This window comes from Aerococcaceae bacterium zg-252 (genome assembly GCA_016237705.1).
In the GTDB taxonomy this organism is placed as follows: domain Bacteria; phylum Bacillota; class Bacilli; order Lactobacillales; family Aerococcaceae; genus Globicatella; species Globicatella yangjingiae.
This window is the reverse complement of the sequence record CP066204.1, coordinates 848,373-860,766: the sequence shown is the minus strand read 5'-3', so window position 1 is coordinate 860,766 and position 12,394 is coordinate 848,373. Positions and strand designations below refer to the sequence as shown.

Genomic DNA, 12,394 nt, shown 5'->3' with positions numbered 1-12,394 from the left:
TCCAATATTTGATATTGTTATTTTACACATCATCTGATACCATTAAAAGTATCAAAATGTAAATTCTAAATAGTACCAGGAGGAAAATATGATTATCCCAATAATAAAAAATAGTCAGCAACCACTTTATATACAAGTTTATCTTCAATTAAAGCAATGGATTATCGACGGAACACTCCCACATCATGCACCACTGCCGAGCAAACGGCAATTAGCTGCTGAAAATAAAATAAGCATTAATACTGTGATGAGTGCTTATGAACAATTACTGACAGAAGGTTATATCTACTCGAAAGAGCGTAAAGGATACTTTGTAGCGAGCATTGACTATCAAATGGTGCCAAAATTCCCTCCTTTGTTGCCAACACATACCACTGAAATCAATACAACGGACACGATTGATTGGTCTAGCAGTCAAGTTGACGCCACCTTATTCCCACATAAATTATTAAAAAAAATATATCAACATCTACTTGAACATGATTGGCAATCCTTTATCAAACCAAGTTCGATTCAAGGTGATGATACACTTCGTAATGCTTTACAAGGTTACTTAACCTTATCTCGTGGTGTTCCGACACAGGCAAATCAGCTTATTTTAGGACCAAGTTCAAAATATTTATTAGGCATTCTCTTACAATTAATGCCCGATATTCAAGTCGTCGGTATCGAAAATCCAGGGTATCATCAATATTTGCCCTTATTATCAGCAAAGAAACTGAACATTGTTCCTTTGCCTTTAGATGATGACGGATTAATGTCCCCACAAAATGATGACATTGAACTTATTATTGTAACGCCTAATCATCAATTTCCCACCGGGCATATTATGCCCCTTGAAAGACGGCAACAGCTTTTACATTGGGCATACGCTAAGCCGAATCGTTGGATTATTGAAGATGACTATGATAGCGAGTACAAATACGCAGGCATTCCTATTCCTTCACTGACGCAACTCGATACAAAACATCGTGTCATCTATATGGGCAGCCTATCACGTACATTAGCATCTGGCTATCGTGTCAGTTTTGCTGCTCTGCCGGAACAACTCATGCAGTCATTTAACGAGATAAAACCCACACTATCCCCCACGCTAAATATTATTACGGAAAAAGCATTAACCACCTTTATTTTGGAACACCATTTAGAAAAACACCTAAATCGTTCACGCATATTTTACAAAAAGAAACGTGATACTTTAATGAATGCCATTTATCAAGTGGATACACAAGCCATAATTACTGGGTACGAAGCAGGATTACATATTTTATATCGCCCTAGTCAAGCATTTGACTACCATGCATTAATGGCTAAAACAAAAGTTGCTCAAATCAACCTAACCTTACTCGCAAACTATACGCTTGAACCTAGTGAACAACATTATCAAACCTTGTTTCTCAGCTATTCTCATATACCAATTGAAGTCATTGCAGATGAATTTTACCGTTTATGGCAATTAATCAACGAATGTCTACTCTAAAGCAAAAATACCGTTAACGATTATTTTCAATCCTAATCGTTAACGGTAAAAATATACTCAATGAGTTTTCATATCCGTTGTTTCTTTAATCTCCATGCGATAGCCGCTGAACCTAAAAGACAAACAAGTGGTGTGATAATAGAACCTGTAAGACCTCCCTCTCCTCCACTGATTAAAGGAACATCTTTTGAAATAATAATATTAACTAGAAAATTATCCTGCCATTTGGGACTGATATTAATGAAGTATACCATAATATTCCATACCACATGTCCCCAAGCGGCATTCCAGATAGAATCAGAACTTTCAGTAATGTATGCAAAGAGAATGGCTATGGCTACTGCACTAAAGAAAAACTGAGAGAAGGTGGTAATTGTCCAGTTTGCATTGTCGTTTGGTAAGTGTACCAACGCAAAGATTATCGCAGTTACCAAAGCAGCCCACCAAACTGATAGCTTTTGACGAAAAAGTGAATATATTAAAGCATGAAATATCACTTCTTCCGTTACGGAACCAAGAAAACCAGTATAAATAATTCCACCGACGAAAGTTTCAGCAAATGGAAAGTTCGTGCCAATAGCTCCTAATTTACCTCCAAGTAAAATTGCAATGATAGCTGTTACAATAAGTGGTAGCAAAGTGACCAATACAACCCATTTCCAGTTAAAACTGACTCTTTTTAGCCCATAAGCAGACGGACTATCTTTTAGAAAATATCGGATAATCAGATATGCTATTAATATAACAGAAATATTAACTAACGGCACAAAAACAAGAACACCTAAATTTTGATTATACTCGAATAATGGTAAAAGCGGAAAACCTAGAATAATTTGCGTAGAAAATAATCCCACAATTCCGAGTAATGTAGCCGCAATAATTTTTCCCCATGATTGTTCTTTCATAAAATTCCTCCAATATACAATATTTTGCATATTTAAGATATTACAAAAAAAAAAAAAAAAATCAATGTTTTTAATAAAAATTTATAATTAGTTATAAAAACACCAGCAAAATGCCAGTGCTTTATCTCTCTTATTCGATTTATAAGATAATAAGTATAATCATTTCCCCTTAACTACACATATTGTCTTTTCTCACCATTCATATAAGCAGCATCAATGATACCGCCACCTAGACATTCTTCATCACGATAAAAGACGACTGCTTGCCCTGGTGTAATGGCTCTCACCGGCTCTGCGAATACAACAGTAGCTTTCGTACCTGTTTCATCAAGTGTGACTTTTACTTTGGTATCTTGTTGACGATAACGGAATTTCGCTGTACATTCAAACTCTTTTTCAGACCAATTACTTTGCGTAAAATGAATATCACTTGCCTCTAAATATTCTGAATATAAGTTTGGATGATGATAGCCTTGTCCTACATATAAAGTTTGCGTGGTCATATCTTTTCCAATTACAAACCAAGGGTCATTTGTTGTGCCAGCCGTTCCACCGATACCTAAGCCTTGACGCTGACCAATTGTATAGTACATTAATCCCATGTGCTCGCCCATTACTTTACCGTCCAGTGTTATCATTTTACCTGGTTTATTCGGTAAATAATTCGATAAGAACTCATTAAAATCACGTTCTCCGATAAAACAAACACCGGTAGAATCTTTCTTCTTCGCCGTTGCTAAACCTGCTTCTTCTGCAATTTTACGCACTTCTGGTTTTTCCATATCACCTAATGGGAATAACGCACGACTTAATTGTTCTTGTGACAATTGACTTAAGAAATATGTTTGGTCTTTACGTTCGTCTTTTCCACGCAATAAATGCACTGTGCCATTTTCATCACGCTGCGCACGTGCATAATGCCCCATTGCGACATAATCAGCCCCTAAATCCATTGCATAATCTAAAAATGCCTTAAACTTAATTTCTTTATTACACATCACATCTGGATTCGGTGTGCGTCCTAAACGATACTCTCGTAAAAAATATTCAAATACACGATCCCAATATTCTTTTTCAAAATTCACTGAATAATAAGGAATTCCGATTTGTTCACATACTTTTACCACATCTGCATAATCTTCTTCTGCTGTACAAAAACCTGCATCATCGGTGTCGTCCCAATTTTTCATGAACAGTCCAATGACATCATAGCCCTGTTCTTTCAATAATAGTGCAGCTACTGATGAATCCACACCACCACTCATTCCGACTACCACACGTGGTTTTTTTGTTTCTACCAACTTATGACCTCCTATTCTGGTTCCAACGAGCTGAAATGACTCCACTTCAAAAACTTCTTTCGTACGTTTCTCGCACGCCAGTCGTTTTCTCCAGTGGTTCATTTCAGATCGCTCGTTGTCACACTATGTTCTATTCTGGTTCCAACGAGCTGAAATGACGTCCACTTCAAAAACTTCTTTCATGCGTTTCTCGCACTCCAGGGACTTCTTCCAGTGATTCAAGCCAAAACACTCTCGCTCACACTATGTTTTATTTTTCAATCATGACATTTCGGTCTACAAATCCGTCAAAAATAAAATTGATTTTTTCTAAAATCATTGCATTATTTTCTAGTTTTGTTACATCTACTGCTGATAATTCATTATTGGTAACCGTTGAAATTTTTAAAGTTTTCAAATCTTTTTTAACCGTTACTTTTAAAATTAATCCATTTCGATGTTCAGTATCTAATTTACGTTTATATTGGAAGTTGCCACCTTTTGTTTCGGTAAATCCATTATCACGTAGTGTATAAGGTCTACATTCTGGGCTGACGCTAAATGTACGATTAAATCCTTTTAAAGTTGCTTCTGTTGTGAATGCCATAATGTTTGTTTCCTTTCTTGTAACTCATTTATTTTTTCTACTAAATAATCAATTTCTGCTTGCGTTGTATCACGTCCAAACGAAATACGAATCGTTTGATGATGTCTTGCATTATCATTAGGATAATACGCTCTTAATACATGACTCACTTCTAAACTTCCAGCTGAACAAGCACTTCCGGCTGAAACAGCAATGCCAGCTAAATCAAGATGAATCAATAATTGGCTCGCCAATAAATCTGGAAAATATAAACTCATAATATACGGGACAGTATCTTTACCATTGCGTCGATACGATATATTCAATGCGTTCAATTGCTCCAATAAATAAGACTCCAACATTTTACTATGTTGTAAATCATTTTCTTTCGTCAATTCTAACGCATGAACCATGCCTAAAATATACGGCACATTTTCAGTACCAGAACGTAAGCCAGACTCTTGTCCACCACCATGCAATAATGGACGTAGTCTTAAATCCGGATTCCATGGTCTGTATAATAAAAAACCAATTCCTTTAGGTGCATAAAATTTATGCCCAGAACCACTCATGGAAGTGAGTGAAACATTCGCTAAATTAGCCACCGAATACCCCAATGCTTGCACTGCATCGACATGAAACCAATGCACATGCTCACGAGCAGCTGCCCCAATCGCTTCAATCGGTAGAAGAGTTCCTAATTCATTATTCACCCACATTGCAACCCAGCCAATTGTCTGTTCTCTACTCGCTTGAATAAATTGTTCTGCCGTAAATCGTTCATCAGCTGGTGTTAAATACGTTACTTCAAACCCTTGGGTTTCTAAATAAGCTAATACTGAATTAACCGACGGATGTTCTACTGCCGTTGCGACAATATGGTTTCCTAAATTCAAGGCTCGTGCTTGCATCGCTTGCGATATGATTGCCCAATTATTCGACTCGGTCGCACCACTCGTAAAATAAACATCATAATCAACTGCATTAAGTAGCTGCTTTAACTGATTGCGTGCTTGATTTAACTGATGTTTTTGATGTTTACCAGCTTGATACACACTTGACGGATTGGCAAATTCTGTCGTCAATACTTGGTGTATTCGCTCACTTACACGTTTATCGACTGGAGTGGTTGCTGCATAATCCAAATAAATCAAAAAACTGCCCCCTAACCTTTTGATACAATAACATCATTACTGAAAACATTATACTACACTTCTAAATAATTGTGTATGAATTCCAGAAAATTGCCCTACCAGTATACTATAGATTACCGGCTCTCACAATTTTTTTGCTTTAGCGTAGCAAATGACATACAATAGGACTTAGCATTGAAAACAAAATAATTTCATATCATTATATAAATCTAACAGGAATTGGGGAATGAAAATGGTTCAACCACTCGCCTATCGTATGCGACCTAAAAAAATTGAACAAGTAATTGGCCAACAACATTTAGTCGGAGACGGAAAAATTATTCATCGTATGGTAACAGCCAAGCGATTGACGTCAATGATTTTATACGGCCCACCAGGCACTGGAAAAACAAGTATTGCCAGTGCTATAGCTGGTAGTACCAAGCATGCCTTTCGTATTTTAAATGCAGCGACTGACGGCAAGAAAGATTTAGAAATTGTTGTAGAAGAAGCTAAAATGTCCGGTACCGTTATCTTATTACTTGATGAGATTCATCGACTCAATAAGGTAAAACAAGACTTTTTACTACCGCATTTGGAAAATGGTCGTATTATATTAATCGGTGCGACAACAGAAAATCCTTATATTGCTATTAATCCTGCGATTCGCAGTCGTGTCCAAATTTTTGAAGTCTATCCATTAACAAGTGAAGAAATCGAAATAGGAATTCAAACCGCCCTAGCAGATGAAGAACGTGGTCTAGGTAACTATTCTGTTGAACTGACAGATGATGTGATACACCATTTTTCTCATGTCACACATGGCGATATTCGCAGTGCACTCAATGCACTTGAACTGGCAGTGTTATCTACTCCACCAAATGAAAATGGCAATATTGTGATTACGCAAGCTATTGCCGAAGAATGCTTGCAGCGTAAACGTTTTGCCCATGATAAAGACGGTGATGCCCATTATGATACGATTTCCGCTTTGCAAAAATCTATTCGTGGAAGTGATGTCAATGCAGCACTCTATTATTTAGCCTTGCTATTAGAAGCAGGTGAACTGCTTATCGCATGTCGCCGTCTACTCGTTATCGCTTATGAAGATATTGGATTAGGCAATCCTGCTGCAACCGAACGCACAGTCGCTGCCGTTGAAGCAGCAGAAAAATTAGGACTGCCTGAAGCACGTATTCCACTAGCCTTCGCAACGGTTGAACTCGCATTAAGCCCTAAATCGAATACAACTTATGCAGCCTTGGATCGTGCCTTATCCGATATTCGTTCTGGTAAAATCGGCCCCATACCTCAACACTTACGTGACAGTCATTACAGTGGTGCAGCCAAACTTGGTCGTGGCGTCAACTATAAATATCCACACCAATATCCTGGTCATTGGGTGAAACAACAATACCTACCTGACAAATTAGTGGGTAGTCAATATTTTATCCCTGACCCTACTGGAAAATACGAAGAAACATTAGCCAATATATTTTATAAGCTCAATCAATCCTAAAAATGCTATTAGATATTTTTTGTAACCACTTTATTTTTTTACTTTTATGTGCTATAATCTATTCATAGATGAGTTATCTGGTGTGTGCGTTGTTTACACATCGTGCGAACCGAACATTTTTTTATAACATAGGGATTCTGTTGGAGATTGGTGATGACAGGCCTTTTCACTTGGAAGTCAGTATCTAGCTTCTTGAAACCCACCTGCAGTTACATGCGGGTTCATTATATGTGTATATTTAGACGGCACTATCGGATAACTTATTAGCTGGCTTTATGCCAGCTTTTTTAGTATGCTATTTTTTGTATCACATAAGGAGAACACTATGTTTATTTCACTCTTATTTTATCTATTTATTATATTGCTTTTTCTACTGAGTTTCTATTTACATTGTTTCAAGGAACAAATTATGCAATTACTACAACTATCAAAAGCGTCAAGTATCCATTACCTAAAATATTACTTTTTTATCCTAGTAGTCATCGGTACTATATTAAATATCACGCACCAAGAACAACTACTACTGATTTGGCTAGCTATTAGTACACTCAGTATCATTCCACTCCCACTTATCGTAATTCGACATTTAAAATAACTTCTGAAATAACAAAAAACTGAGCAACTTCAGCGTTACTCAGTTTTTATTATTTCAGCGACTAATGCTTGTAACACCGGCACTACTTCCGCATCAAACCATGGATTCTTTTTCTGCCAAATCGCATTGCGTGGTGACGGATGAACCAATGGAAAGTACTTTGGTAAGTAGTCTTCATAATGTCGCACTGTTTCGGTCAAGTTCGGCTTAGCTTCTTCTTCCAAATAAAAGTTTTGAGCATAACTCCCCACTAATAAAGTGAGTTTAATATCGGGGCACAACGGCAATAATTTTGGATGCCATTTTTCTGCAAATCCTTTTCGTGGTGGCAAATCACCACTTTTCCCCTTGCCTGGATAATAAAAATCTAATGGCAATATCGCAAATTGTTGGGATTCGTAAAAGATTTCATCTGAGACCCCTAACCACTTACGCAGACGCTGCCCACTTAAATCGTCCCAAAAGCGACGTCGTTCCATTGCTTTAATACCCGGTGCTTGTCCAATAATCAATATTTGAGCAGACTCTGGCATTGAAAATAATGGAATATCCCCTTTTTCAGTATAATACTGATTTTGTTCGTCCATTTGAATCGCTTGAATGATTGCCTCAACAGAATTAGTCATGGTATCCCCTAATTATTTACCATAAACGGTTGTACCGATATTTTCGCCCAATACTACACGACGAATATTACCTGGCTCATTTAAATTGAAAACAACTAATGGAATATCATTGTCCATACTCAATGAACTTGCTGTTGAATCCATTACTTTCAATCCTTTAGCGATAACGTCCATATGCGTTAAATTATCAAATTTTGTTGCATTCACATCAACACGTGGATCTGCATTATAGACACCGTCAACATTGTTCTTAGCCATTAAAATAACATCAGCCTCAATCTCAGCTGCACGCAATGCTGCTGTCGTATCCGTAGTAAAGTAAGGATTCCCTGTACCACCAGCAAAAATAACCACACGATGTTTTTCCAAATGACGCATCGCACGACGACGAATATATGGTTCTGCAATTTGACGCATTTCAACAGATGTTTGAACACGTGTTGGCACACCATTATTTTCTAATACATCTTGCAATGCTAAGGCATTCATAACAGTAGCTAACATTCCCATGTAATCTGCTTGTGCACGGTCCATACCCATTTCACTACCGATATTACCACGCCAAATATTACCACCACCAACAACAATTGCAATTTCAACGCCTAAATCGTACACTTGCTTAATTTCCGTTACCATTTCTTTAATAACTTCGGGATTAATTCCAAATCCTTTTTCTCCTGCGATTGCCTCACCAGATAATTTTAATACAATACGACGATATTTAGGTTCTGTCATCATAATTCCTCCTATCTTTGATATATCGAGCATTTTACTATCTTTTTTATTATAAAAGAAATCATTTAAAAATACTATCACACTACTTAAAAGGCTCACACTATGTGTAAAAATTGGCATAAAGGAAGTGGGTACATGAATACATGACCCACTTATATGTAACTAACTAGAAAATTAGTTGTTATTCATTTGTGCTGCTACTTCTTCAGCAAAGTTTTCTTGACGTTTTTCCATACCTTCACCAACTAAGAAGCGAGTGAATTTAACAACTTTACCACCTTTAGAAGCTGCATATTCACCAACTGTTTGGTCTGGGTTTTTAACAAATGCTTGTTCAGTTAAGCTGATTTCAGCTAAGTATTTGTTCATACGACCTTTAATCATTTTTTCAACGATATTAGCTGGTTTACCTTCGTTTAATGCGATTTCAGTTTGAATTTTTTCTTCATGAGCGTAATCTTCTTCAGATACTTCATCACGACTTACATATTTAGGATTCATCGCAGCTGCGTGCATTGCAACGTCTTTCGCTACTGTTTCATCAGTCGTACCTTCAACTAATGTTAACACACCGATTGAACCGTCAGTATGGATATAAGTACCGAATGAATCAGCATCAGTTTTTGTAAATAATTCAAAACGACGTAATGAGATTTTTTCACCGATTGTGTTGATTGCGTTGATGATTAACTCATTAACTGTTTGTCCGTCTACTGTTAATGCTAATGCAGCATCTAAATCAGCTGGTTTACCTTCTGCGATTGCTTTAGCAACAGTTGCTACTAAAGTTTTGAATTGGTCATTACGAGTAACGAAGTCAGTTTCAGCATTAACTTCGATTAACGCAGCAGTGTTACCGTCAACGTGAGTAGCCGTCATACCTTCAGCTGCAATACGGTCTGCTTTTTTACCTGCTGAAGCTAATCCTTTTTCACGTAAAAAGTCAACTGCTTTTTCCATATCACCTTCAGTTGCTACTAATGCTTTTTTAGCATCCATCATACCAACACCAGTCATATCACGTAATTCTTTTACTTGTTGAGCTGTAATTGCCATTGTATTATTATCTCCTTTTAAATTGTTTTCTTAATTTATTTAATTAAAAACATCTTAACACAGGTCCCAGCCAATGAAGCCTATGGTAATCTTCCTGTATTAAGATGTTTGTTTATGCTTTAGCGAAATTATTCAGCAGATTCTTCTTCTTTTGTTTCAAATAAGTTATCGAAGAATTCTGTATCTAAACTTTCTTCAGATTCGTCTACTGCTACTACCCCTTGATTTGATTCGATAACTGCATCAGCCATAGCATTTGCAATTAATTTGATTGCACGAATCGCATCATCGTTAGACGGGATAACTACATCGATTTCATCTGGATCACAGTTTGTATCTACCATCGCTACGATTGGAATATTTAATTTATGAGCTTCTTGAACAGCGATACGTTCTTTACGTGGGTCAACGATAAAGATAACATCAGGAATTCTTGGCATTTCTTTAATACCACCTAAGAATTTCTCTAAACGATCTTGTTCTTTCATAATTTCTAAAACTTCTTTTTTAGGTAATACATCAAATGTTCCATCTTCAGCCATTTTTTCAATCGCTTTTAAGCGACGGATACGACCTTGAATTGTATCCCAGTTAGTTAATAATCCACCTAACCAACGGTGATTAATGAAGTATTGACCTGATTTAAGAGCCGCTTCTTCAACCGCTTGTTGCGCTTGTTTTTTAGTACCTACGAATAAAACAACTTTACCGTCAGCACTTGCTTCACGCATGTAGTTGTATGCTTCATCAACTAATTTAACTGTTTTTTGTAAGTCAATGATGTAGATACCATTACGCTCAGTAAAGATGTAACGTTTCATTTTAGGGTTCCAGCGACGTGTTTGGTGTCCGAAGTGTACACCAGCTTCTAACAATTGTTTCATAGAAATAACTGCCATGATTAAATTCCTCCAATTTGGTTTTTATTTTCCTCCGAACTTGTCAACTGCCAGACAAACTTTATCCAAAGCACCTATCCAGCATCAAAATTCGTGTGAATTGGTTTAACACCGTTTATCATTGTACATGAAATTGTAATGAAGTGCAAGCAAAAAAGAAAGATTATTGAAATTCGCAAATTAGAAACCAGCCATGCAAACCCAACGGCAGAATACGCTACATTCAATCTACTTGTACTTATTCCTTTATTAAGCTAAAATATAGCCGACTAAATAGAAAGCGAGGGATTATAACATGCCAAACTTATTTACTTATTTAAAAGAATACGGCAAGCAATCTTTCGAGATTGAACCGATTAACGAAATTGATTATTTATTATTGAATGAATTAATTTATTTACCTTTTGATGATTACTTAACAGAGACCTATGACATTCAAAATCCCTATAACTTAGTAGAGTTAGCAGAGAGTTATGATTTGAATGCCAAATTACATCAAGTTGATAACGCGATGATGGCCACAAAAAATAGATATAATTTATTAATGCAAGTAGCTCAATCAAGCCGCTATCAGCAAATTGGATTGGCTAATTTTCAGCATAATTTTAATGAAGATACTGAAAAACAATTTTGTGCTTGCACATTGATTTTACCGACCAATCAATTAATGGTTGCCTATCGTGGAACCGATGATACTTTAATTGGTTGGAAAGAAGATTTCAAACTAGCTTATCAAGAAACAATTCCTGCTCAAATTGATGCAGCCAAATATATCAAGCGCACACTAGAAAGTACCACATTACCTGTTGTCATTACTGGACACTCTAAAGGTGGGAATCTTGCTTTGTACGCTGGTTTATCTGCAATCAAAGACCATGCTGAACGATTAGTCACTGTCTATTTATTTGATAGCCCTGGCCTTACTCAAGCAGCGTTACAGTCGCCACAATATCAAGCCTTAAAACCGATTATTAAACGTTATATTCCAGAAGATGCTGTGGTTGGTCAAATGATGTATCATGATGTTGAACCAATCATTGTTAAAAGTAATTTAATTAGTATCTTCCAACATGATATAATGAATTGGCAAATACAAGATAATCATGTTGCCACTACTGAAACAACTTCTGATACCAGTCAACTGATTGATAAGACTTTGAAACAATGGACTGAAAAGCATACGAATGATGAATTATCTCAATTTTTTGATTATTGTTTCGACTTATTTAATCAAACAGGCACGACTACACTCAATGATATTTCAAAAGATGTTCTATCTTATGTAAAGCAATTACAAAACTTAAATAATGAATCGTCAAGTGATTATAAATCCGTTTACGAAACATTAAGTAATGAATTAATCCAAATTGGTCGTCAAAACTATTTAGATTATCATAAAAATCGTTGGATGAAACTACAACACTCAATTGAAACAGCTTGGGAAGATTTTTCTGCTGCCTCTGGTTTAGCAACGCACTTAGCAGCATTAGACCAATGGATAAAAGGAAATTCAACTGATAAAACAGAATAAAACACATTTAACCACATCAATGTAAGTGATACGATTGATGTGGTTACTT

General features: G+C 36.4%; 11 protein-coding genes and 1 other RNA gene. 4 read left to right on the top strand and 8 right to left on the bottom strand.

What is annotated here, in order from left to right; all coding sequences use genetic code 11:
• Positions 1 to 88: 88 nt before the first annotated feature.
• Positions 89 to 1,480 carry a PLP-dependent aminotransferase family protein gene (locus JDW14_04230; protein QQD66312.1) on the top strand — a complete coding sequence of 464 codons (1,392 nt, stop codon included), beginning with the start codon at positions 89 to 91 and terminating at the stop codon, positions 1,478 to 1,480.
• A 68-nt stretch (positions 1,481 to 1,548) separates the two neighbouring features.
• Here the strand turns inward: JDW14_04230 and JDW14_04225 are convergent, their stop codons facing one another.
• The 4 genes from JDW14_04225 to JDW14_04210 all read right to left on the bottom strand — a co-directional run bounded on the left by JDW14_04225 (position 1,549) and on the right by JDW14_04210 (position 5,405).
• On the bottom strand, positions 1,549 to 2,385 hold the full coding sequence (locus JDW14_04225) for a CPBP family intramembrane metalloprotease (GenBank protein QQD66311.1): 837 nt from the start codon (positions 2,383 to 2,385) through the stop codon (positions 1,549 to 1,551).
• Positions 2,386 to 2,558: 173 nt separating this feature from the next.
• The gene (mnmA, locus tag JDW14_04220) at positions 2,559 to 3,788 is read right to left on the bottom strand and encodes a tRNA 2-thiouridine(34) synthase MnmA (protein ID QQD66310.1); all 1,230 of its coding nucleotides are present in this window, start codon (positions 3,786 to 3,788) and stop codon (positions 2,559 to 2,561) included.
• A 148-nt stretch (positions 3,789 to 3,936) separates the two neighbouring features.
• Positions 3,937 to 4,272, bottom strand: a complete 336-nt coding sequence (locus JDW14_04215) for a cysteine desulfurase (protein ID QQD66309.1) — start codon at positions 4,270 to 4,272, stop codon at positions 3,937 to 3,939.
• Positions 4,245 to 5,405: a cysteine desulfurase gene (locus tag JDW14_04210; GenBank protein ID QQD66308.1), complete on the bottom strand. Its 1,161-nt coding sequence runs from the start codon at positions 5,403 to 5,405 to the stop codon at positions 4,245 to 4,247. The genes JDW14_04215 and JDW14_04210 overlap by 28 nt, the downstream gene beginning before the upstream one ends.
• Before the next feature lie 232 nt (positions 5,406 to 5,637).
• Here JDW14_04210 and JDW14_04205 point away from each other — a divergent pair, with 232 nt between their 5' ends.
• Together JDW14_04205 and ssrS are read left to right on the top strand one after the other, a co-directional pair.
• Positions 5,638 to 6,903, top strand: a complete 1,266-nt coding sequence (locus tag JDW14_04205) for a replication-associated recombination protein A (GenBank protein ID QQD66496.1) — start codon at positions 5,638 to 5,640, stop codon at positions 6,901 to 6,903.
• A gap of 71 nt (positions 6,904 to 6,974) precedes the next feature.
• A non-coding RNA gene (gene ssrS / locus JDW14_04200) (6S RNA) lies at positions 6,975 to 7,165 on the top strand.
• A gap of 368 nt (positions 7,166 to 7,533) precedes the next feature.
• On the opposite strand, the gene JDW14_04195 is transcribed toward ssrS, so the two are convergent.
• From JDW14_04195 to rpsB, 4 genes are all read right to left on the bottom strand, one after another.
• A complete protein-coding gene (locus JDW14_04195; GenBank protein QQD66307.1) occupies positions 7,534 to 8,124 on the bottom strand; it encodes a uracil-DNA glycosylase family protein in 591 nt (196 codons plus the stop codon).
• A 12-nt stretch (positions 8,125 to 8,136) separates the two neighbouring features.
• Positions 8,137 to 8,859, bottom strand: a complete 723-nt coding sequence (locus JDW14_04190) for a UMP kinase (protein QQD66306.1) — start codon at positions 8,857 to 8,859, stop codon at positions 8,137 to 8,139.
• A 174-nt stretch (positions 8,860 to 9,033) separates the two neighbouring features.
• Complete coding sequence (locus tag JDW14_04185) at positions 9,034 to 9,915, bottom strand: elongation factor Ts (protein QQD66305.1); 882 nt, start codon at positions 9,913 to 9,915, stop codon at positions 9,034 to 9,036.
• A gap of 128 nt (positions 9,916 to 10,043) precedes the next feature.
• Positions 10,044 to 10,814 carry a 30S ribosomal protein S2 gene (gene rpsB, locus JDW14_04180; protein ID QQD66304.1) on the bottom strand — a complete coding sequence of 257 codons (771 nt, stop codon included), beginning with the start codon at positions 10,812 to 10,814 and terminating at the stop codon, positions 10,044 to 10,046.
• Between the two features lie 295 nt (positions 10,815 to 11,109).
• Between rpsB and JDW14_04175 the strand changes: the two genes are divergently transcribed.
• A complete protein-coding gene (locus tag JDW14_04175; protein ID QQD66303.1) occupies positions 11,110 to 12,345 on the top strand; it encodes a DUF2974 domain-containing protein in 1,236 nt (411 codons plus the stop codon).
• Positions 12,346 to 12,394: the final 49 nt, after the last annotated feature.

Bases quoted from the DNA above. Each gene is read 5' to 3' on its own strand.
- JDW14_04230 (QQD66312.1), top strand. From the start codon at position 89: ATGATTATCCCAATAATAAAAAATAGTCAGCAACCACTTTATATACAA.
- JDW14_04195 (QQD66307.1), bottom strand. From the start codon at position 8,124: ATGACTAATTCTGTTGAGGCAATCATTCAAGCGATTCAAATGGACGAA.
- JDW14_04175 (QQD66303.1), top strand. From the start codon at position 11,110: ATGCCAAACTTATTTACTTATTTAAAAGAATACGGCAAGCAATCTTTC.
- mnmA (QQD66310.1), bottom strand. From the start codon at position 3,788: ATGAACCACTGGAGAAAACGACTGGCGTGCGAGAAACGTACGAAAGAA.
- JDW14_04190 (QQD66306.1), bottom strand. From the start codon at position 8,859: ATGACAGAACCTAAATATCGTCGTATTGTATTAAAATTATCTGGTGAG.
- JDW14_04215 (QQD66309.1), bottom strand. From the start codon at position 4,272: ATGGCATTCACAACAGAAGCAACTTTAAAAGGATTTAATCGTACATTT.
- JDW14_04205 (QQD66496.1), top strand. From the start codon at position 5,638: ATGGTTCAACCACTCGCCTATCGTATGCGACCTAAAAAAATTGAACAA.
- rpsB (QQD66304.1), bottom strand. From the start codon at position 10,814: ATGGCAGTTATTTCTATGAAACAATTGTTAGAAGCTGGTGTACACTTC.
- JDW14_04225 (QQD66311.1), bottom strand. From the start codon at position 2,385: ATGAAAGAACAATCATGGGGAAAAATTATTGCGGCTACATTACTCGGA.
- JDW14_04185 (QQD66305.1), bottom strand. From the start codon at position 9,915: ATGGCAATTACAGCTCAACAAGTAAAAGAATTACGTGATATGACTGGT.